We start from the raw sequence: 20,564 nt of genomic DNA, 5'->3' as shown, positions 1-20,564 counted from the left end.
GAATATAATGCATGGAAAACATGACAAAAACTCATGCAAAGGTGGAGGCATGTCGTGGAAACGAATATTCAAAAGATGCAGGTGCTGCTGGAGACCGTGCGCGCTGGAAGCTTTACGCGTGCTGCCGAGCGCCTGAGCTACTCGCAATCGGGCGTGAGCCGCATGGTGGCCGATCTTGAGGCCGATTGGGGCTTTAAGGTGCTCGACCGCAGTCGTGAAGGTGTTGCTCTTTCTGCCGACGGGCGGCAGGTCATGCCGGCTGTCGAGGCGCTCTGCGAGGAATTCGTTCGCTTGCAGCGACGGGTGGATGAGATGCGCGGGCTCATGCGCGGCAAAATCTGCATCGGTACGTTTTCGAGCGTGGCGACCCACGTGCTGCCGCCGGTGATTGCGCGTTTTCGTGCTGATCATCCAGACGTCGATTACGAGTTGCTGATGGGCGACTATTCAGAGATTGAACAATGGGTGGCAGAGGGTCGCTGCGATCTGGGCTTTATCCCTCGTGAGCCCCGAGAAAACGGCATGACATCGCTGCCTTTGGTGCGTGACGAGTTAATGGCGGTAGTGCCGTCAGGCTCGTTGTTTGCTACGGCGGAGGTCGTCTCTCTTGCCGACTTGGCCAACGAGCAGTTTATTCTGCTAGAACGCGGCACCGATGACGAGATTACGCCGCTGTTTCGTCGGGCAGGACTGGCAGTGCACTCAAAACTGTCGACCTGGGATGACTATGCGATTATGGCTATGGTCGAGGACGGCCTGGGTGTGAGCATTCTTCCCGCGCTCATCATGCGCCGCTGTCAGTTCGATGTTGCCGTGCGTCCGCTCGAAGGGCATCCCCATCGGCAGATCAACGCCATATATCGAACGGCCGATATTTCGCTTGCCGCCGCCCGTTTTCTCGAATACCTTTAAATGGGCGCACGTCGTTATCGCCTTGGGATAAATCTTGAGGTTTAGGTCATGTTATTTTTGAAATTGAACTTTTAGAAATAGCACGGCGCTATACTGCTTGCTAAATTGAACCTTGGTTCAATTCGTGTTCTGTAAATTGAACTTTGCCAGCAAGGAGGTTCCTGTGACCCAAGAGACGTTTAGCGATCGCCTGCGACAGGCTATGTCCGATCGCGACGTTCGCCAGTCGGACGTAATTCGCGCATCGGAGATGCTCGGCAAAAAACTCGGCAAGAGTCAGATGAGCCAATATGTGAGCGGCAAGACGATTCCGCGGCGCGATGTGGCAGAACTGCTCGCCCGCATTTTGGAGGTCGATGTTACCTGGCTGCTCGCCGGTGACGCCGATCAAGACGAGACATCATCGACCCACAACGTTTCCAAGCCCGAACCCTATCCCTCAGCTCAAATTGCAAGGAGCACCACCATGCGTACTTTTTCTAAATCCACCAAACTCGAGAACGTTCTGTATGACGTGCGCGGCCCCGTTGTCGACGAGGCAGCCCGTATGGAGGACGAAGGCGAGTGCATCCTCAAGCTCAACATCGGTAATCCGGCGCCCTTTGGTTTCCGCACGCCCGATGAGGTCATTAAGGACATGCGCCAGCAGCTGCCCGACTGCGAAGGCTATTCCAACTCGCGCGGTCTGTTCTCTGCGCGCAAGGCGATCATGCAGTATTCGCAGATCAAGGGCCTGCCCAATGTTCAGATGGAACATATCTACACGGGCAACGGCGTGTCCGAGCTCATTCAGCTTTCGATGAACGCGCTGCTCGACAATGGCGACGAGATTCTGATTCCCAGCCCCGATTATCCGCTGTGGACGGCGTGCGCAACTCTTGCCGGTGGACATCCCGTGCACTATCTGTGTGATGAGCAGGCCGATTGGTATCCCGATCTGCAGGATATGGAGTCCAAGATCACGAGCGCGACCAAGGCCCTCGTCATCATCAACCCCAACAACCCCACGGGCTCGGTCTATCCGCGCGAGGTGCTCGAGGGCATCGTTGAGATCGCGCGCAGGCACCAGCTCATGATTTTTGCCGACGAGATCTATGACCGCCTGTGCATGGACGGCTACGAGCACGTCTCCATTGCATCGCTCGCCCCCGACCTGCCCTGCATTACGTTTAGCGGCCTGTCCAAGTCGCATATGATCGCGGGCTATCGCATTGGCTGGATGGTGCTTTCGGGCAACCAGCGCTGCATGAGCGACTTCATCATGGGCATCAACATGCTCTCCAACATGCGCCTGTGCTCCAACGTGCCGGCCCAGTCGATCGTCCAGACGGCGCTTGGCGGCCATCAGTCGGTCAACGACTACATCCGCCCCGGCGGTCGTGTCTACGAGCAGCGCAACTTTGTGTATGAGGCGCTCAGCAAGATCGACGGCATCTCGGTGGTCAAGCCCCGTGCGGCGTTTTATATCTTCCCCAAGATGGATGTTAAAAAGTTCAACATCACCGATGACGAGCAGTTTGCCCTCGACCTGCTGCACGAGAAGAAGATCCTCATCACGCGTGGCGGCGGCTTCAACTGGGCTGAGCCCGATCACTTCCGCATCGTGTACCTGCCGCGCATGGAAGTGCTCAAAGAGTCGCTCGAAGACCTCGCCGATTTCTTTGATCACTACCGCCAGTCCTAATTGGTTCCGCCGTTCTACCGAACGGCGGACCGCTTGACGCTACACGAGCCGCATTCACGCCAATCTGACGTTCAATTTCGAGGGCGCGACCAGAAGGTCAGCGCCCTCTCATTTCACGTCACCTTGGCGCAAATGTGGCTCGCTCGCTGTCGTGTGCTCAGCTTGCGTCGTTACCATGATCCAAAGGGGACGGAGGAAAACAGATCATTTTCCTTGACTCGCGGAACTATATAACGATGCCGTTGCAGTGGTCGATTTCGTGCTGGATGATCTCGGCGGTGTAGCCCGAGAAGTTTTTGATGCGGTGGACGAAGTTCTCGTCCAAATACTCCACCTTAATGCGACGATAGCGGGTACAGGGACGCTCGCCGATCAGCGAGAGGCATCCTTCGCTGGTCTGATGGGCATTGACCTGCTCAAGAATTTGAGGGTTGTACATCAGGAGCGTCCTGTTGCCGTCCTTTACGCAGATGATGCGTTTGCGCACGCCGATCATGTTGGCGGCGAGCCCCACGCACTCGTGCTCATGCTCGTGGAGCGTATCCAGGAGGTCCTGCCCGATCACGGCATCGTCGGGCCCTGCGTCTTCGGAAGGCAGGCGCAAAAAGAACTCGGATTTCATGATGGGCTTAATCATGGCGGGCTCCTTAAGGTGGACACGTTTGGTTCAGGCCATGATACCGCGACATGTCGCATTAATGTGTGCATATAGATTCTGCAGCTAGATTGGATGGCGACACCATAAACTAAGGGACGTTTTGCCGAGAGGCATGAATGTTTAAAGCGCAAAGAGTGCGCGACGGGCCCCGCGAATGGGGCGATGATGCCCGAGAGGGCCAAGAAGGAGTCTCATGTCCGAGAACGAAGAGATCATGAACGAGACCGAGAACGAGACCATGGCTGCCGAGGTCGAGGCAGTCGAGACCGTGGAGACCGAAGCTACCGAGGTTGAGGCTGCTGACGAGGTTTCCGCCGAGGAGGAGGCCGAGGTTGTCGAGGCCGCCGTTGATTACGATGACGAAGAGCTGATGGACAAGATGCAGAAGGCCGCCCGCCTGCTGCGTAGCCGTCGCTTTGCTATTTCCAAGGAGGAGGAGGCTAAGGCCGAGCGTATGGCGAACATCGAGCGCGCCATCAAGCTCCTTGACCTCAAGCCCAAGATGGAGCAGAAGGAAATGTCCGATCTGCTGGGCATGCGCCTTCGTGAGCTCGATGGCCTGATGGCCGAGGCCGAGGCTGCCGATCTGGTCGGCCGCATCGACAACGCCGAGGGCGATATGCGCAAGATCGTCGTCTTCGCTGCCGAGGATGCCGCTGAGGGCCTGGTCGAGCTTGCCAACAAGAAGGAGAAGCTCCTGCCCGAGCTTTCTTACGAGGAGGCCACCGAGCTGATGGCCGCGCTCGATAAGGTTATCGCTCCGCTCGTCGCCATGGGTCTGGACGAGGATCGCGGTCCTCGCGGCGGCCGTGACGACCGTGGTGGCCGTGGCGGCGACCGTGGCGGTCGCGGCGGCTTTGGCGACCGCGGTGGCCGTGGCGGCGACCGTGGTGGTCGCGGTGGCCGTGGCGGCTTTGGTGACCGTGGCGGCGACCGTGGCGGTCGCGGCGGCTTTGGCGGCAACCGTGGTGGCTATGGCGACCGCGGTGGCAACCGTGGCGGCTTCGGCGGCAACCGTGGCGGCGACCGCGGCGGTCGAGGCGGCGACCGTGGCGGCCGCAACGGCGGTGGCTTCCGCGGCAACCGTTTTTAGTTACGGCGTTTTACCAAACGCCGTAACGGGCCGACGCTGCAAGCCCGCCAGAGCGGCAATCTGCCTTTCAACTTCGGCGGCATGACCAGAAGGTCAATGCCGCCTCGTTTCAAGGCACCCTGCTCGCGTGTACGGGTTTTCGCTGACGTTGCCAAAACATCGGCGTTGCCTTGATCCAAACCTGCCAAAAAGGGACAGGTTTATTTTGGTCCGTATTATCTGGGCAAACGTGGCCGTCTATCGCAATCTGGTCGTTGGGGACGTTCTTGTTTGACTAGTCGTTTGAGAACGTCCCCAACGACTACATAGTATGAGAGTGGATAATCTCCCGGTTTGAGCCTGCATCCAAGCTCAAAGTGCGAGATTTCCACTCTCATTTGCTATGCGTCCGAAAATCCACGTTCGTTTGTTTTCTGCCTACATTTGGAGGAAGAGCTCGTGGAGGCGGGTGTCGTCGTCGAGCTCGGGGTGGAAGGTAACGCCGAGCTGATTGTCTTGACGGGCGGCGATGATTCGTCCGTCGACTTTCGCTAAGGCCTTGGCATTGCCGTGCACCTCGACGATGCGGGGTGCGCGGATAAACGTTAACGGCACTTCACCGTCGATACCGCCTACCTGCCCCTTGGTGCGAAAACTGCCGAGCTGCCTGCCATAGGCATTGCGCTCAACGAGTATATCCATGGTTGCCAAGCGCGGTGTCCCCTTGTCATCGTGGGCGGCAAGGTCGCGCGCCAACAGAATCAGACCGGCACAAGTTCCCAGTACAGGCATGCCTTCAACAATGCGGGTACGAAGATCCTCGAGCATATCGAGTTCGGCAAGTAGCTTGCCCTGAACGGTGGACTCGCCGCCGGGAAGTACCAGACGGTCAAAGTTCTGCTGCAAATCGGCCGCCTGCCTCAGCTCAATACAGTGTGCGCCCAGCTCGGATAGTCTTGCTTCGTGCTCGGCAAAAGCGCCTTGGACCGCCAGCACGGCGACCGTTTGGTCTGCATAATCGCTCATGGGCGATCCTTTCTGCCGGACTAGCGCCCGCGCTCTTCCATGATAATCTCGATCTCGTTGGCGTTGATGCCCACCATGGCCTCGCCCAGGTCCTCCGAAAGCTCGGCGATGAGTTTGGCATCGGTGAAGTTTGCCACGGCCTTGACGATGGCGGAGGCGCGCTTGGCCGGGTTGCCGCTCTTAAAGATGCCCGATCCCACAAAGACGCCCTCGGCGCCCAGCTGCATCATTAGCGCGGCGTCGGCGGGAGTCGCTACGCCGCCGGCGGCAAAGTTCACGACGGGAAGCTTGCCCGTGGCATGGACCTCGCGCACCAGCTCGACCGGAACCTGCAGTTGCTTGGCTGCCTCAAAGAGCTCGTCGTCGCGCAGGGCAACAACGTCGCGGATCTGCTTTTGGATCTTGCGCATGTGACGCACGGCCTGGACGACATCGCCCGTACCCGGCTCACCCTTGGTGCGAATCATCGTGGCGCCCTCGGCAACACGGCGCAGCGCCTCGCCCAGATCGCGGGCGCCGCAGACAAACGGCACGTCAAACTGGGTCTTGTCGATGTGATAGACGTCGTCGGCAGGGGAGAGAACCTCGGACTCGTCGATGTAATCGATCTCGATGGCCTGCAGGACCTGCGCCTCGACAATATGGCCGATGCGGCACTTGGCCATAACGGGGATGGAGACGGCCTCTTGGATGCCCTTGATCATCTTGGGGTCGCTCATGCGTGAGACGCCGCCTGCGGCACGGATGTCGGCCGGGATGCGCTCGAGTGCCATGACGGCGCAGGCGCCCGCCTCTTCGGCGATGCGTGCCTGCTCGGGCGTGGTGACGTCCATGATGACGCCGCCCTTGAGCATCTGCGCGAGCTCGCGATTGAGTTTGACGCGATCGGCCTTGCTGGTCTGTTCTGCCATGGTTGCTCCCTTGGTTGGCATGTGCATTGCTTGACGGAACATCCTATCGGGGAGCTGGGTATGGCGAAATACTCAGTTTTCGAGATAATAATAAGGCCAGACTAATACCAGATTGAATGACTCAATAAGGTCAGGTGATAAACTCATGCTTGACTACAATTTGGAAAAACGCGGCGAAGCATCGCTCTATGAGTATATTTACCAGCAAATTCGAGATGATATCGTTGCTGGACGCATTGCGGCGGGGGAGCATCTTCCGTCTAAGCGCGCCTTTGCCAATCATCTGGGAATCAGTGTCATTACCATCGAGAATGCATATAGCCAGTTACTTGCCGAGGGCTATATTTGCTCAATGCCGCGTCGTGGCTACTACGCTTGCGAGCTTCCGGATGCACCGGTTTTGGCTTCGGCTGCAGAGGGCATCGACCGGGATGCCGTCTCTGCGGGTTCTGGCGCGCATGATGTCAACGGACAGGTCGAGCGATTCGATGCACTTTCTCCTTCTGCTTTGGAGGCGGCGCGGCTTTGGCAAAGCGCGCTGCGGGCGACGCTGGCATCCGAAGACGAGCGCGAAATCTTTTCGACCGCGCCGGCACAGGGCACCACTCGGCTACGTCGCGCAATTGCCCACCATCTGCGCGGGACAAGGGGCATGAATGTCGACCCCAACAACGTTGTTATCGGCGCAGGCGCCCAGCTGCTCGATACCATGTTGGTTCAGTTGCTTGGAGCCGACAAGGTGTATGCCGTTGAGGACCCGGGCTATTTGCGCCTAACGCGCATCTATCAGGCTATGGGTTGCAAAGTTCGACATATCCCGTTGGATGGTGAGGGCGTAGACTTGAGCGCTCTGCTGAAAACGGGGACCGATGTCCTTCACCTGATGCCGTCCCATCAGTATCCGACCGGCCTTGTGACGAGCATTGCGCGTCGCTATGCGCTGCTGAGCTGGGCCGCCGAGCGACCAGGTCGATATCTCATCGAAGATGACTTTGATTGCGAGTTTCGTCTGGCCGGCAAGCCGATTCCCGCGCTTGCTTCGATCGATGCCGCTCAATCGGTCATCTACACCAACACGTTTTCAAAGAGCCTTTCATCGGCGTTGCGTCTAGCGTACATGGTGTTGCCCGATAAGCTGATGAAGCGGTTTAGGTGCAACCTTGGTTTCTACGCCTCGTCGGTGAGCTCTGTCGACCAGGTCGCTTTGGCTCGTTTGCTGGAATCGGGTGATTACGAGCGACATGTGAACCGCGTGCGCGTTCGTGCTCGTGAGGCGCGTGATGGCCTGGCGGCGCTTGTACGGAATGCGTTTCCAGCAGGAGAGGTTTCGATCGAGCATGCAGACGCAGGCCTTTACTGCACCGTGGTTGCGGAGCGGGGAACGGGCGGAAGCTCTTTTGCGCAGGCCCTCATGCGCTCGAGCATCCCTTTTATCGATATCAGTAACTGTTATTGGTGCGCCGATGGCGCATCTGTCCCTGAAAACTCAACTCAAATTCTTGTCCAGTATGACGACCTGAGTCCGGAGGTGCTTAATACCCTGGAATCGCAGCTAATGGGGCACTCTGTAACCTAAGTGAGTAGACTTTTGGCACTTTGGCGACCAGACAGTTTTGTAACAAGCTATCTACCTGTGGTTTTGAGAAGTGGGATCATCGGTCTGCTCGGGATGTCCCAAAAAGTCTACTCACTTGCCGCGCAAAGCTTCCGCATGAGAAAAAATGGGGTTTTCAACAGGGCTTCGTCCAGTTCTCGGTAAGCTTTTGGCCAGTTGGGGAGGGCTGTTGAAAACCTTGCAGTTCGTTCGGAGCCATTTTTGGTGCGTTCGCTCCAATGAGAGACCGACTGGGTTGAAATTCGTGCTTTCCTGTGCCTATGAAGGATCTACTTTGTGACATATCGGCTTTTAGGTACTGGCGTTTGCCCCCTCAAGTCCGCGCTTTGTGTCCTCCGCTTCCGCGGCCGGATGAAGACCGGCAGCGATATGACCTCGTCCGCAACCCGACGGCTGCAGTCGCGCTCGGTTTTCCCTTGTATACATTGGTTCGGACGAGAAACAAACGGACTTGCCCTGCCAACATTAGGCAGCGGCTGTTTCTTGGTGAACTCCCCAGGGAATCCGTGCTGGAAACGGAGCATGGATTTTTGGTCACGTCTCCTCTACTGACGGCATTTATCATGTCTCGACATCTGACGGATCTCCAACTTCTGCTGGTATTGGCGGAGATGTGCGGCTTGTTTGCGGTATGCGCTCTGCCGGCGGCACTTGAGGTGGAGCTTTCGCGTGCAATTGATTCGGGTACGATTTCGACAACGTTGGGTTGGGTGCGCTGCCCGTCCGAGGGCGGCGCCGCCTCAAATTTGTGGCGTCGCGACGCTTTGGTTTCGGATGGGGACCTTGACCGTTTTTGTTCAGATGTTTGCGGGATGCGTTACGGCAATCGATTTATGGCGGTGTCGCAACTCGTTCCATTGGGTGCCGCTTCGCCTTTTGAGGTCGAGGCGTATTTGTTGCTTGGACTGCCGCGAGCCCTGGGAGGTGAAGGGTTTTGCGGCATAGAGCTCAATGTCAAAGTGATGTTAAGCACAAGTGCTCGAGCGATTGTAGGAAAGACCCGCGTATATATCGATCTACTTCTTTCCTCGCCGGACGGGAGGCGACAGGTGGCCATTGAATGCCAGGGAAAGGCCTCGCACGGGCGCGCGGGGGATGGCTTGCGTGACGCTGATCGCATGACGGCGCTTCAAGCCATGGGCTACGACGTGCTTCTCCTGACACACGGACAGATATCCGATGAGGATAGATTCCGTGCGATCGTTAAGGCCGTATGCAGGATGCTCGATGTTGAATATCGCGAAAAAAGCTCGGATGAGCAAAGGGCTGAGGCATTACTCCGGTCTGAACTATTCGTTGACTGGACAAAATTGGGAGTAATCGGCGGAAAGATGTCCATTGGACACAAAACAGCTCGATCGTGGACAGCGCGGATCTAAGTGAGTAGACTTTTGGCGTGATGGCGACCAGGCCGTTTTGCAACAAGTCATTTACCTGCGGCTTTATAGAGCAATATGGATGGTCTGCTCGGCAAGTTCCAAAAAGTCTACTCACTTAGTTTTTGACGAGAAGTCGATGCCGAAGGTGGCCCTATTTCAGGGCGTTAACGAGTTCATGAGACACGAAAAAAAGGCCCGAACCATGCGGTTCGGGCCCTTTAAAGTTAGAGATTATCTCTCAGGCGGTTGGCTTAGCCAAAGTAGCGCTTGAGCAGGCCGGCGAAAGCCTTGCCGTGGCGGGCCTCGTCGCGAGCCATCTCGTGCACGGTGTCGTGGATGGCATCGAGGCCAGCGGCCTTGGCACGCTTGGCAAGATCGGTCTTGCCGGCGGTGGCGCCGTTCTCGGCCTCAACGCGCATCTCGAGGTTCTTCTTGGTGGAGTCGGTCACGACCTCGCCCAGGAGCTCGGCGAACTTGGCGGCGTGCTCGGCCTCCTCGTGGGCAGCCTTCTCCCAGTATAGGCCGATCTCGGGATAGCCCTCGCGATGGGCGACGCGAGCCATGGCCAGGTACATACCGACCTCAGAGCACTCGCCCTCAAAGTTGGCGCGCAGGTCGGCAACGATGTCCTCGGAGACGCCCTCCATCTTGGCGACGCCCACGACGTGCTCGGCAGCCCACTCGAGCTTGCCCTCCTCCTGCTTCAGGAAACGAGAACCGGGAACGCCGCACTGGGGGCACTTAAAATCCTCGGGCAGCTGGTCGCCGTCGAACTCTTCCACATAACCGCAAACGGGGCAAACAAATTTCATGATTCGATCCTTTCGATGGATGGCGATGGGGCGCTTGTCCGATCCCGTAAGGGCCCTCTCCGGACGTGCGTCTTGACGAGTTCTATTATCCATAAATGCAACAAAATGTGAAGCCTATTAGGAATGATTTTTGATAAAACAATTTTGAGAGATGAAGATGTTGATTGATTAACGATTGGCAGGCCGCCTGCGACCTCTGATGAGTACAATCAGTCGAACAAATGTTGACCAATCAACAAATGAGGGAGTTTCCTTTATGCATCTAGCCCGCCGCTGCGCCTGGTGCCGAACGTATCAAACGGTTTTTCGCATCGCATCGCCGGTGCTGCCCTATACCGAGCCACGCATTCTGGAGCATGCTGAGAGAGCGCCTGCCAGGCCATTATCGGCTTTGGCGGTGGCTCGGCCATGGACTGTGCCAAGGGCGTGGGAGCACGCATCGCGCAGCCAAACAAGCCCATCAACAAGATGCGCGGCCTGCTGCGCGTCCACCGTCTTCTGCCGCTGCTTATTGCGGTTCCCACTACCGCCGGTACGGGAAGCGAAGTTACGCTCGCGGCGGTTATCACCGATGACGAGACGCACTACAAGCACCCCATTAACGACTTTGTGCTTATCCCGCGCTTTGCGGTGAACGACCCCGAGTTCGCGCGGTCTGCCCGCCTCCATTACGGGGCAGACGGGCATGGGCGCCCTGACGCATGCCGTCGAGGCCTTTATCGATTGGGCCGATCGAATGAACGCCGCCTTGGACATTCCCAAATATGTGACGGGCATTCGCCGCTCCGACATTCCCGAGATAGCGGCGCATGCCGATGCCGAGGCCAATCCGCTGTACCCAGTTCCACTTTTGAAGGACCGTTTGGAGCTGATGCGCATGTACGAGGTCGTCGCGGGTGGTATGTTTGAGGGCGAGAACTAGGAGGGTCCATGAACACCGAGGAAATTGCGCGCATCGTCGGAGACCAGCGCGTCTACTTTAAGACGCACGCCACGTTTGATGTCGATGCTCGACGTCGTGCGCTCGTGAGTTTACGCGATGCGGTGCGGGCCCACGAGGCCGATATTGCCCATGCGCTCAAGACCGATTTGGGAAAGTCGCATGACGAGGCGTATATGTGCGAGATCGGCACGTCGCTTTCCGAGATTCGTCATCAGATCGCGCATGTGGCTCGATGGAGTCGTCCGCGCCTGCGTCTGTGCGACCTTGCCAACGCCGTGAGTGTGTGCAAAACGCAAGCCGTGCCCTATGGCGTCACGCTCATCATGGCCCCGTGGAACTACCCGTTTTTGCTAACGCTCGAGCCGCTCGCCGGCGCCCTTGCCGCGGGCAATACTGTGGTCATCAAGCCGAGCGCCTATGCTCCGGCATCGAGTGCGGTGCTCAAGCAGATCTGCGAAGAGGCATTTGATCCGTGCCTGGTGACAGTTGTCGAGGGCGGGCGCGCCGAGAACGAAGCGCTGCTCGATGAGTGCTGGGACAAGATCTTCTTTACCGGTAGCGTTCCGGTCGGCAAGCTCGTCATGGAGCGCGCAAGTAAAAACCTTACGCCCGTGACGCTTGAGCTGGGTGGAAAGAGTCCCTGCATCGTGGATGCGACGGCAAACTTGAAGGTTGCGGCACGGCGTATCGCCTTTGGTAAATGGCTCAACGTGGGGCAGACCTGTGTGGCGCCCGACTACCTGCTGGTCGATACGCGCGTGCACGACGAGTTGCTGGGCCTCATCAAGGAAGAGGCGCGCCGTATGTTTGGCGAGCATCCGCTCGACAACGAGGATTACGGGCATATCGTCAATGCCAAGCATTTTGCGCGCGTGCATGGGCTAATCGATCCCGATAAGGTCGTGCTTGGAGGTGCTGCGCGCGAGGCTTCGCTCAAGATTGAGCCGACAATTTTGGACGGCGTGGCCCCCGATGACGCCGTGATGCAGGAGGAGATTTTCGGTCCCATCTTGCCGGTGCTGACGTTTGAGAGCCTAGACGAGGCCGAGACGTTTATTACGGATCGTCCGACGCCGCTGGCCCTGTATATCTTTAGCCAGGACCGTGAGGTTCAGCAGCGCTTTGTGCGTTACGTGCCCTTTGGTGGCGGTTGCGTCAACGACACGATCATGCATCTGGCTACGAGCCATATGGGCTTTGGCGGCATGGGAGCGAGCGGTATGGGGCAGTACCATGGACGCGAGAGCTTCGATACGTTTAGCCACAAGAAAAGCATCGTGAACAAGGCAACGTGGCTGGACGTGCCATTCCGCTATGCCCCTTACGCAAACTGGAAGCACAAATTCGTGCGCATGTTTGTGCATTAAAATCAGATGGCGTAGGGACAAACGGTCGAAAAGACGCAGACAGGATGAATTTGTGTCCGCACGGACCCGTAGACTTCTCGGCAAGGTTAAACGCCGGTTTATCCGGCCGTTAGGGGAGTTGCTATGTACGAGCCCTCACGTGTTCTTCTGTCGTTTCATATCGCAGGATTTCAATATGCCGACGGCGCTTTGGTCCTAGGCGATTTTAAAGCGGGCGATAAACTGACGCTGTGCGCCGAGCGCGATAATCCCCATGATCCCGAGGCGGTCGCGATCTACTATGGCAAGACCAAACTTGGCTATGTTCCGGGAAACGAGGTCGGCCCGCTGTCCTTGATGATGTATTACGGCCACGAGGACGTATTTGAGGCCCGCGTGCAGCAGGTTGCCCCCGAGCGTAGCCCGTGGCACCAGGTGCGCGTTGGCCTCTATGTGGTGGATGCTCGCTAGTCGGTAAGGGAGGCTGCCATGTTTGATGACGACGACCTGTTCGATTTGACGGACGATTCGTTTGAGTGGGATATGCTACTCGACGACGATGAGCTGGAGCAGGATCGTAAGATGCGACAGGACAAGAAAACTCAGGGTGATGCGTCGAAAAAGAAAGACAAGCGCCGTCGCGGACTGTTTGGCGGGCTCTTTGGGTAACTGCCGCATCGCTGCGTCTGTATACTTAGCACGAGTTGGACGCGTTGCGAAATGAGGACTGAGCCGATGATGTGGTTTACCGCCGACCTGCACCTGGGCGACACGAATATCTTGCACGACATGGACCGACCGTTTGGCTCGGTTGAGGAGATGAACCGCAAGGTCATCGATGCCATCAATGAGTGCGTGGCTGCGGATGACCGCCTCTATATTCTGGGTGACTTTACCTATCGTTTGCCCCTGGCGGAGGCGGTGCGCCTGCGTAAACGCATTGAATGCCAGAACGTGACGCTCATCCGTGGTAACCATGACGGTGACTGGAAAGATCCCGACGTACCGCAGATTTGGGAAGACGTGCGCGATTACCTGGAGATTGCTCCCGGCTATGCCAAGGGCCATCGTCTGGTTATGAGCCATTACCCCATGCTCAGCTGGAACGGCAAGGCGCGTGGCGCCATTATGCTGCATGGGCATATCCACAGCAGGGGAGACCGCACCAATACGCGCAACCGCGATCGCGAACGTCCTATCTTTCGCTACGATGTCGGCCTCGATGCCAACGAGTACAAGCCCGTAAGCCGTGACCAAATCCTAGGCTTCTTTGGATTGTAATTCTCGAACCGTCACACAAACCGCCACAAAGGGGACGGGCACCTTTGTGGCGGTTCTGGTGCCGTTGCCATTATGGCGGCGGCACCTTTTTTGTCCGTGCGGCGCGGTAGAGTGTAGGCGGTTGAAATTTGCGTCCAGCGAGGAGCTGCTATGAACGAGATCAAGTGCCCACATTGCGGCGAAGTATTTAAGGTCGATGCATCCGGCTATGCGGATATCGTCAAGCAAGTGCGCAATGCCGAGTTTTCGCGCGACCTGGATGAGCGTGTGAAGGCGGTCCAGCGCGAGGGCGAGCAAGCGCTGGAGCTTGAGCGCTCGCGTTCGATGGCTGCCTTGCAAGAGGCAGAGTCCCAGCGCAACGCTCAGCTTACCGAGCAGAAGAACGCTGCAGCTCAACAGCTGGCACAAGAGGTTGCCAAGCGCGATGCTGAGCTCGCCGAGCTGCGCGCCAAGCTCGAGGGCGCTGCCGCAGAGCGCGAGAGTGCAAGCCAGCGCGCGGCGGTAGAGGCACGAGCCAACGCTCAAAAGGAGAATGCCGAACTCCAGCGCGAGATTGACAATTTGCGTGCGCAGCTGGAGCGCAAAGATGACGAAGCCAAGCTCGTCGAGTCGGCGGCGCGCAATGCCGCTCAAAACGATTTAGCTGCACGTGATGCTCAGATTGCCGAGCTGCAGGCCAGGCTTGCCGCGGCGGACAAGGCCCAGGAGATGGCGCTTGCCGCTGCCGCGGCAGAGTCGCAGCGTGAGCTCGATGCCGCTCGCAGCGAGGCCGAGCGCGCGCTTGCTGACTATCGCGCGAAGGTACAAGAGAAGTTTTCCGCCGCAAAGGCTCAGTCTGAGCGCGAGGCCGAGGGCCTTCGTGCACAGCTTCGCGAGCAAGAACTTTCTGCAAAAATGGAGCTGTCGAAGGCGGTCGCCGCGGCGGAGCGAGAGCGCGATGAGGCGCGTGCCAAACTGACGAGCGAGCTGGCGGTGCGCGATTCTCGCGAGGAACAGGCCAAGGCGGCACACGAGCTCGAGCTTGCGCAGGCCAAGCGCGCGAGCGATGACCTGATTCGCTACAAGGATGAAGAGATCGAGCGCCTTAAGGACATGAAGGTCCGTCTGTCCACCAAGATGGTGGGCGAGTCGCTCGAGCAGCATTGCGAAACCGAGTTTAACCGTCTGCGCATGACGGCATTTCCCAACGCGTACTTCGAGAAGGATAACGATGCGTCCGAGGGTACCAAGGGCGACTTTATCTTCCGCGAGTGCGACGCGAGCGGCAACGAGGTCATTTCGATTATGTTCGAGATGAAAAACGAGAACGACGAGACCGCGACCAAGCATAAAAACGAGGACTTCTTTAAGAAACTCGATCACGATCGTCGCCAGAAAGGCTGTGAGTACGCGGTGCTCTGCACGCTGCTCGAGCCCGAGAGCGAGCTCTATAACGTAGGGATAGTCGACGTGAGCTATCGCTACGAGAAGATGTACGTGATTCGCCCACAGTTTTTCATTCCCATGATCACGCTCCTTCGCAACGCCGCCATGGGCTCACTGCGCTATAAGCAGGAGCTAGCGGAGTACAAACAGCAGAATATCGACGTCACGAACTTCGAAGCCAAGATGGAGAAGTTCAAGAATGATTTCGGTCGCAACTACGAGATCGCGAGCCGCAAGTTCCAAACGGCAATCGATGAGATCGACAAGACGATTAGCCATCTGCAGAAAACCAAGGAGGCATTGCTGTCCTCCGAGAACAATCTGCGCCTAGCCAACAAGAAGGCCGACGATCTTACCATTCGCAAGCTCACGTGGGGCAACAAGACCATGAAGGCGGCGTTTGACGAGGCGCGCGGGGCTGCGCCAGAGACAAACGATGAGCCAGCCGAGGCGGATTCGTATGAGGTCGAGGATACCGAGTAAGGCATAGCGTATAGTGCAAAAACGGGGCCGCTGGCGATATTGCCAACGGCCTCGCTTCGTTTCGTTCCAGTATGTTCGACTAGTCCTCGAGCAAGTCTTCGATAAAGCCGACGCGGTAGTTTTTGAAGATGACTTCACCGCCGTCTTGCGTGGCGTCCAGATCGACATCGCCCATGATGCCAAAGTCGTGATCGCCGTCCTCGTCGGCAAAGATCTGGTGCACGTGCCATACGTGCGCGGTTTTCTCGTCGGACTCATCGATGGAAAACATCGCGGCGCTGCGGGCGTCTCCGTCGGTGAGGATTTCCTCGTGCTGCTCATGGTAGGCATCGAGGGCCTTTTGCCAGCGGATCTCGCTCATGCCCCAGTCGTCGTCGAGCTCGCCCAGGTCGCGAACGTGCTCACGGGCGGCAAGGGTCACGCGGCGGAAGAGCGCATTGCGCACCAGCAGCGTGCAGCCGCGGCGGTCCGCCACGACCTCGTCGATGCCCTGTGGCGGCGCGGCATCGAGGGCTGCCGGGTTGCCGGCGTTCTCCCACTCGTCCACCAGGCTCGAGTCCACCGAGCGCACCACAAAGCCCAGCCACGAGATAATGTCGCGCAGGCGCTCGTCGCGCTTCTCGATGGGTACGGTGCGGTCGAGCGAACGGTAGGCCTCTGCCAGGTAGCGAAGCAAAATGCCCTCGGAGCGGGCGATGCCGAGCTTTTGAATGTAACCCTTAAAATCGCTCGCGCTTTCCAGCATATCGCGCAGGACACTCTTGGGAGAGAGCTGGTAGTCGTTTGCCCAGGGCACTTCCTGGCAGTACTTGTCAAAAGCGGCGTCGAGCAAATCCTCGAGCGGCTTTTCGTACGTGACGTCTTGAATGCGCTCCAAGCGTTCCTCATACTCGATGCCGTCGGCCTTCATCTCGGCCATAGCGCGATCGCGTGCGGCGCGCTCCTGTGCACGCAATACCTGCTTGGGGTCCTCGAGCGTGGCCTCGACCATCGAGATGAGGTCCATGGTATAGGTCTCACTTTCAGGGTCGAGCAGCTCCAGCGCGGCAAGCAAAAACGGCGAGAGCGGCTGGTCGAGCGCAAAGTCATCGGGCAGGTCGACCGTCAGCGCGTAGTCGATATCCGGCGCGGCGTCAGCCGGAGCGTCGGGTGCGGGCGGCACCTCGGTGCGCACGACGACGCCGGAGTCGATGAGCGTGGCGAAGATCTCGTCGGCGCGAACCTCAAGCTTGGCCTTTTCTTCGGGGGTCTGCAGGCTTGTCTCGATGAGGTCATGTACGCGGGCTCGGGCATTGCCGCCCTGCTCGACCACACTAATCACCATAGAGTGCGTGATGCGCAGGCGTGGCTTGAGTGTTTCGGGTTGCGTCTCGATCAGGCGCTCAAAAGTTTGCTTGTTCCATGAGACAAAGCCCTCGGGGGCCTTTTTCTTTTTAATCTTACGGAGTTTTTTGGGGTCGTCGCCCGCCTTGGCCATAAGCTTGGCGTTCTCGATCTCGTGCTCGGGTGCCTCGGCGATTACCATGCCCTCGGTATCGAAGCCCGAGCGACCGGCGCGACCGGCAATTTGATGGAACTCGCGGGCGCGCAGACGACGCATTTTGTAACCATCGAACTTGGTGAGCGCGGTGAGCACCACGGTGTGGATGGGTACGTTGATGCCGACGCCGAGTGTGTCGGTGCCGCAAATGACGGGCAGCAGGCCCTGCTGCGCCAAGCGCTCGACCAGCAGGCGATAGCGCGGCAACATGCCAGCATGGTGCACGCCGACGCCGCATCCAAGCAGGCGCTTGAGAATCTTGCCAAAGGCCGTGGAGAAGCTCGTTCCCTTTGCCGCTTCTTTGATGGCCTCGCGCTGCTCCTTGCTGGCGATGCCAAAATTGGCGAGCGATTGTGCCGTCGCAAGGGCGGCATCCTGGCTAAAGTGCACGATATAGAGCGGGGCCTCGCCACGGCGCATGGCGAGCTCGACCGTGCCCTCGAGGGAGGTCGTCACATAGTCGTAGCTCAGCGGAACAGGACGCGGGGCATCGACAACCAAGTCGCAAGCAGCGCCGGTGTGCTCCTCGAGCGAGGCGGCGATGGCGGTGACATCGCCGAGCGTGGCGCTCATGAGCATAAACTGCGTGTGGGGCAGGGTGAGCAGCGGTACCTGCCAGGCCCAGCCGCGGTCGGGGTCGGCAAAGTAGTGGAACTCGTCCATGGCGACGCAGCCCACGTCGGCGCCCTCGCCCTCGCGCAGCGCATCGTTGGCAAGGATTTCGGCCGTGCAGCAGATGACGGGCGCCTTGGTATTGATATGCGTATCGCCGGTGATCATGCCGACGTTATCGCGGCCGAGTACCTGTACCAGGTCGAAGAACTTTTCGCTGACCAGGGCTTTGATGGGGGCCGTGTAATAGCAGCGCTTGCCCTGAGCCATGCCCATAAAGAGCATGCCCAGCGCGACGAGCGATTTACCCGATCCGGTCGGTGTGCCTAAAATGACGTGATCGCCGGCGGCCAGGTCCATGAGGGCCTCTTCTTGGTGATCCCACAGCTCAATGCCACGGTCGCTCGTCCATTCAAAGAAGCGTTCGAAGGCCTGATCGGGCGTGAGCCATGGTTCGGGCTCGCTGCCGTCCTCGGGCTCCCACCAGGTGGGAGAGAGCGCGCCGAGCGAGCCAAACTCGGCTTCGGTTCCCGTGCCGCCCGAGAACGAGCTGGCGGCGCCGGCACCGGAGACGGTGCTGGCGGCGGTATCTGTCGTGGTCTGTGCCATGTGTTTGCTTTCTCTCGCGATTGTCCGCCAACTATTATGGCGTAGCGTCGCATCGATGCGTTCGCAGGCAAGAAAATGCAGGAAATGGGCGTTCTGCCCAGCTGTTTGGTGCAGTTGCCAACTAAGTGAGTAGACTTTTTGCAATATTGCGAGCACATGGCTTTTGCGCAAAGGCTCTACCTGCGGTTTTAGTATTGGTTATGCGGGTTGTGCTTGGCTATTGCAAAAAAGTCTACTCACTTAGATTTGAGGGTCGTTTGCTGGCGCCTATTTGCGCTTGTTTGCCGAAGCCGCGACCATCAGAGGCCCCTGGGACTCCTGCGGTAAGCGCTTCTTGCCCTTGCGGGCGCGGTTTTTGAAATTCTCGACGGCCTCTTCCATGCCGAGGGGCACGTAGGTGAGCTCATCGAGATTGTCGGGCAGGTAGCACGCAAGGCTTTGCTCCTGCGCGCGCCCCGCCGTGAGCTGTTCATCGCTGGGCAGCGCGTCGGGAGTGGCGCAAATGCCATAGACGGCGGCACCCATCTCGCGCGTGCGGCGCTCGTATTCGGTCTCGGGATGCTCGGGATGGTCGCGGCGAACGTCGTCACTTACCCATAGTGTGTCGTAGCCGGCCGCGGCAAACTGCCCCAGGGCGTAGTCGCGCAATGGCTTGCTGTCGGTGCGCAGCGTGACGGTGGCGCCGGCTGAAAAAAGCGGGCGGTAGAGCATCAGATGGTCGACATGGACGAGTCGTTTTTTGGCGTACTTGGCCTTGGGCTGCGGCGTGGGAAAGTTGATAGTGATGGCATCGAGCTCGCCTGTGGCAAACAGCTGCGGCAACGATGCGGCGCCTCGGGGCAGGACGAGTGCGTTGGTCAGTTCCTGCTCGCAGATTTTCTGTGCGGCATAGGCGATGCAGATGGGCTCCTGGTCCATGCCGATAAAGAGCGTGTTTGGCTCGTGGGCCGCGCGCTCTACAAGGTACGTTCCCTTGCCGCAGCCAAGATCCAGGTGAAGGTGTTCGAAAGACTTGCTGCCTGCGGGCGCACAGGCCTCGCGCCAATCTCCGGCATAGATTTCAGGGTTCGTCTCAATCGCATCGGCGTAGCGCTCCAGGCGCTCTTCGAGCACAAAGTTCTTAGGCGTGCGAACGTGGACGGCTCCCATGAGGCTCCTTGGTCATAAGTATGGAACGCATAGCTGCGCGTTCCGTCAATGGGTTGAAAAAAGGGTAGGCATAGCTTGCCCGAAAGATGCAGTGCGGCTCGACGGCGAGTCGTCGGCGCCTACAGGCGCTTGAGAATCACGTAGCGGTTGAGCTCGCCACTGCGACCGTCGGCATGGAAGCGCTCAAGCTCGCGTACGGGGACCTCGCCGCTCTTGTAGAACGTGCGCACGCCGCGCACCAAGTCGGTGATCTGCTGATCGTCAAAGTGGTGGCAATAGCGGTAGGCATGGCGGTCGTTTTGCCAGCCAATGAGGTGGTCGCCGGCTTCAAACTGCGCGGAATCGTAACCCTCAAACGGCGGGGTGAGCTCGGCACGGGCCTCGGCGCGAACGGCCTTGCGCGCCATGCGCTCGTCGTTCATAAACTCCCAAAAGCTAATGGCGATGATGCCGCCCGGGCGCGTCTGGCGCACCAGGGCGTCGAGCACGCGCACGCGGTATTCGCACGACGGCACGTGGTGCATAAAGCCAAAACAGACCGAGATATCGGCGAGCGGGGCGTCGAAAAGCGCGTCGGGTGTCTCGGCGGGGTTGAGCTTCATGAGGGCATCGAGCACGTCGAGTTCCTGGAAGTGCAGGTTGGGAATGCGCAGGGCGTGACCTCGTGCATCGATGGCCAGGTCTTGGCACGAGTCGACGCCATAGAACTCAAACGGGCAGCTGGCATCTGCCGAGGAGTTTGCGCCGTCGACGCCCTTGGCGGCAAGTGCGCCGCCGGCGGCAAAGTTCTCGAATCGCATATTGCCGCAGGCGAGATCGAAGACGCGGACGGGATGCTCGATCCTGGCGACGTCGAGCTGCTCGAGCGCGATATCCATGGTGCGTACCCAGCCGGGCCACGGGGCCTGACGCGTATCGGAAAAGGAGGCGGAGTGCTCGCGATAGAACGTGTTGTTGAGCTGGATGAGCGATGAGGCGAAATCGCGGTTCACGGCGCGGGACTCCCTCCGTTGGCGGTGCGGAATTAACAGTACGACCATACTACCGTTAACGCCGCAACGGGGACAACCAAGCTACGTGTCATTGCTTTGTTTGGACACATTTCCG

18 protein-coding genes and 1 pseudogene are annotated in these 20,564 nt (G+C 58.6%); 12 read left to right on the top strand and 7 right to left on the bottom strand.

Annotated features, from left to right (window positions below):
- Positions 1–54 precede the first annotated feature (54 nt).
- On the top strand, positions 55–912 hold the full coding sequence (locus ACQRAP_RS03920; protein ID WP_427794949.1) for a LysR family transcriptional regulator: 858 nt from the start codon (positions 55–57) through the stop codon (positions 910–912).
- Between the two features lie 202 nt (positions 913–1,114).
- Complete coding sequence (locus tag ACQRAP_RS03915) at positions 1,115–2,596, top strand: aminotransferase class I/II-fold pyridoxal phosphate-dependent enzyme (protein WP_427794977.1); 1,482 nt, start codon at positions 1,115–1,117, stop codon at positions 2,594–2,596.
- 226 nt (positions 2,597–2,822) lie between these two features.
- On the opposite strand, the gene ACQRAP_RS03910 is transcribed toward ACQRAP_RS03915, so the two are convergent.
- Positions 2,823–3,233, bottom strand: coding sequence for a peptide deformylase (locus ACQRAP_RS03910; protein WP_427794948.1), 411 nt, complete (start codon positions 3,231–3,233; stop codon positions 2,823–2,825).
- A gap of 214 nt (positions 3,234–3,447) precedes the next feature.
- Here ACQRAP_RS03910 and ACQRAP_RS03905 point away from each other — a divergent pair, with 214 nt between their 5' ends.
- Entirely contained in the window at positions 3,448–4,347 is a 900-nt protein-coding gene (locus tag ACQRAP_RS03905; RefSeq protein WP_427719775.1) for a hypothetical protein, read from the top strand.
- A gap of 417 nt (positions 4,348–4,764) precedes the next feature.
- Here the strand turns inward: ACQRAP_RS03905 and pdxT are convergent, their stop codons facing one another.
- The gene (pdxT, locus tag ACQRAP_RS03900; protein WP_427794946.1) at positions 4,765–5,352 is read right to left on the bottom strand and encodes a pyridoxal 5'-phosphate synthase glutaminase subunit PdxT; all 588 of its coding nucleotides are present in this window, start codon (positions 5,350–5,352) and stop codon (positions 4,765–4,767) included.
- A gap of 20 nt (positions 5,353–5,372) precedes the next feature.
- A complete protein-coding gene (pdxS, locus tag ACQRAP_RS03895) occupies positions 5,373–6,263 on the bottom strand; it encodes a pyridoxal 5'-phosphate synthase lyase subunit PdxS (protein WP_427794945.1) in 891 nt (296 codons plus the stop codon).
- 145 nt (positions 6,264–6,408) lie between these two features.
- Between pdxS and ACQRAP_RS03890 the strand changes: the two genes are divergently transcribed.
- Together ACQRAP_RS03890 and ACQRAP_RS03885 are read left to right on the top strand one after the other, a co-directional pair.
- Positions 6,409–7,839 carry a PLP-dependent aminotransferase family protein gene (locus ACQRAP_RS03890; protein ID WP_427794944.1) on the top strand — a complete coding sequence of 477 codons (1,431 nt, stop codon included), beginning with the start codon at positions 6,409–6,411 and terminating at the stop codon, positions 7,837–7,839.
- 545 nt (positions 7,840–8,384) lie between these two features.
- Positions 8,385–9,257 carry a hypothetical protein gene (locus ACQRAP_RS03885; RefSeq protein ID WP_427794943.1) on the top strand — a complete coding sequence of 291 codons (873 nt, stop codon included), beginning with the start codon at positions 8,385–8,387 and terminating at the stop codon, positions 9,255–9,257.
- Between the two features lie 251 nt (positions 9,258–9,508).
- On the opposite strand, the gene ACQRAP_RS03880 is transcribed toward ACQRAP_RS03885, so the two are convergent.
- Complete coding sequence (locus tag ACQRAP_RS03880) at positions 9,509–10,069, bottom strand: ferritin family protein (RefSeq protein WP_154517090.1); 561 nt, start codon at positions 10,067–10,069, stop codon at positions 9,509–9,511.
- Between the two features lie 408 nt (positions 10,070–10,477).
- On the opposite strand from ACQRAP_RS03880, the pseudogene ACQRAP_RS03875 reads away from it, so the two are divergent.
- The 7 genes and pseudogenes from ACQRAP_RS03875 to ACQRAP_RS03845 form a co-directional block, all read left to right on the top strand.
- Positions 10,478–10,651, top strand: a pseudogene (locus tag ACQRAP_RS03875) (iron-containing alcohol dehydrogenase); the annotation flags it as partial.
- Between the two features lie 103 nt (positions 10,652–10,754).
- Positions 10,755–10,991 carry a hypothetical protein gene (locus tag ACQRAP_RS03870; protein ID WP_427794978.1) on the top strand — a complete coding sequence of 79 codons (237 nt, stop codon included), beginning with the start codon at positions 10,755–10,757 and terminating at the stop codon, positions 10,989–10,991.
- 8 nt (positions 10,992–10,999) lie between these two features.
- Positions 11,000–12,379: an aldehyde dehydrogenase gene (locus ACQRAP_RS03865; RefSeq protein ID WP_427794942.1), complete on the top strand. Its 1,380-nt coding sequence runs from the start codon at positions 11,000–11,002 to the stop codon at positions 12,377–12,379.
- A gap of 123 nt (positions 12,380–12,502) precedes the next feature.
- Positions 12,503–12,829, top strand: a complete 327-nt coding sequence (locus tag ACQRAP_RS03860; protein ID WP_427728235.1) for an HIRAN domain-containing protein — start codon at positions 12,503–12,505, stop codon at positions 12,827–12,829.
- Positions 12,830–12,847: 18 nt separating this feature from the next.
- Positions 12,848–13,027 carry a hypothetical protein gene (locus ACQRAP_RS03855; protein ID WP_154517096.1) on the top strand — a complete coding sequence of 60 codons (180 nt, stop codon included), beginning with the start codon at positions 12,848–12,850 and terminating at the stop codon, positions 13,025–13,027.
- A gap of 66 nt (positions 13,028–13,093) precedes the next feature.
- Positions 13,094–13,639: a metallophosphoesterase gene (locus tag ACQRAP_RS03850; protein WP_427728237.1), complete on the top strand. Its 546-nt coding sequence runs from the start codon at positions 13,094–13,096 to the stop codon at positions 13,637–13,639.
- A 150-nt stretch (positions 13,640–13,789) separates the two neighbouring features.
- A complete protein-coding gene (locus ACQRAP_RS03845) occupies positions 13,790–15,547 on the top strand; it encodes a DUF2130 domain-containing protein (RefSeq protein WP_427794205.1) in 1,758 nt (585 codons plus the stop codon).
- A 79-nt stretch (positions 15,548–15,626) separates the two neighbouring features.
- Here ACQRAP_RS03845 and ACQRAP_RS03840 read toward each other — a convergent pair whose 3' ends face one another.
- From ACQRAP_RS03840 to ACQRAP_RS03830, 3 genes are all read right to left on the bottom strand, one after another.
- Entirely contained in the window at positions 15,627–18,308 is a 2,682-nt protein-coding gene (locus tag ACQRAP_RS03840) for a DEAD/DEAH box helicase (protein WP_427794941.1), read from the bottom strand.
- A gap of 267 nt (positions 18,309–18,575) precedes the next feature.
- Positions 18,576–19,457, bottom strand: a complete 882-nt coding sequence (trmB, locus tag ACQRAP_RS03835) for a tRNA (guanine(46)-N(7))-methyltransferase TrmB (protein ID WP_154517108.1) — start codon at positions 19,455–19,457, stop codon at positions 18,576–18,578.
- Between the two features lie 119 nt (positions 19,458–19,576).
- Positions 19,577–20,449, bottom strand: coding sequence for a class I SAM-dependent methyltransferase (locus tag ACQRAP_RS03830; protein WP_427794939.1), 873 nt, complete (start codon positions 20,447–20,449; stop codon positions 19,577–19,579).
- Positions 20,450–20,564 lie beyond the last annotated feature (115 nt).

It is taken from the genome of Collinsella sp. SGI.180 (assembly GCF_050313455.1).
Lineage (GTDB): Bacteria > Actinomycetota > Coriobacteriia > Coriobacteriales > Coriobacteriaceae > Collinsella.
The sequence above is the reverse complement of the archived record's forward strand: the minus strand, read 5'-3'. Positions and strand labels throughout refer to the sequence as shown.

Coding starts and splice junctions, on each gene's coding strand:
- trmB (WP_154517108.1), bottom strand. CDS start 19,457: ATGGGAGCCGTCCACGTTCGCACGCCTAAGAACTTTGTGCTCGAAGAG.
- ACQRAP_RS03865 (WP_427794942.1), top strand. CDS start 11,000: ATGAACACCGAGGAAATTGCGCGCATCGTCGGAGACCAGCGCGTCTAC.
- ACQRAP_RS03910 (WP_427794948.1), bottom strand. CDS start 3,233: ATGATTAAGCCCATCATGAAATCCGAGTTCTTTTTGCGCCTGCCTTCC.
- ACQRAP_RS03915 (WP_427794977.1), top strand. CDS start 1,115: ATGTCCGATCGCGACGTTCGCCAGTCGGACGTAATTCGCGCATCGGAG.
- ACQRAP_RS03905 (WP_427719775.1), top strand. CDS start 3,448: ATGTCCGAGAACGAAGAGATCATGAACGAGACCGAGAACGAGACCATG.
- ACQRAP_RS03840 (WP_427794941.1), bottom strand. CDS start 18,308: ATGGCACAGACCACGACAGATACCGCCGCCAGCACCGTCTCCGGTGCC.
- pdxS (WP_427794945.1), bottom strand. CDS start 6,263: ATGGCAGAACAGACCAGCAAGGCCGATCGCGTCAAACTCAATCGCGAG.
- ACQRAP_RS03855 (WP_154517096.1), top strand. CDS start 12,848: ATGTTTGATGACGACGACCTGTTCGATTTGACGGACGATTCGTTTGAG.
- ACQRAP_RS03890 (WP_427794944.1), top strand. CDS start 6,409: ATGCTTGACTACAATTTGGAAAAACGCGGCGAAGCATCGCTCTATGAG.
- ACQRAP_RS03845 (WP_427794205.1), top strand. CDS start 13,790: ATGAACGAGATCAAGTGCCCACATTGCGGCGAAGTATTTAAGGTCGAT.
- ACQRAP_RS03850 (WP_427728237.1), top strand. CDS start 13,094: ATGATGTGGTTTACCGCCGACCTGCACCTGGGCGACACGAATATCTTG.
- ACQRAP_RS03870 (WP_427794978.1), top strand. CDS start 10,755: ATGGGCGCCCTGACGCATGCCGTCGAGGCCTTTATCGATTGGGCCGAT.
- ACQRAP_RS03860 (WP_427728235.1), top strand. CDS start 12,503: ATGTACGAGCCCTCACGTGTTCTTCTGTCGTTTCATATCGCAGGATTT.
- ACQRAP_RS03880 (WP_154517090.1), bottom strand. CDS start 10,069: ATGAAATTTGTTTGCCCCGTTTGCGGTTATGTGGAAGAGTTCGACGGC.
- pdxT (WP_427794946.1), bottom strand. CDS start 5,352: ATGAGCGATTATGCAGACCAAACGGTCGCCGTGCTGGCGGTCCAAGGC.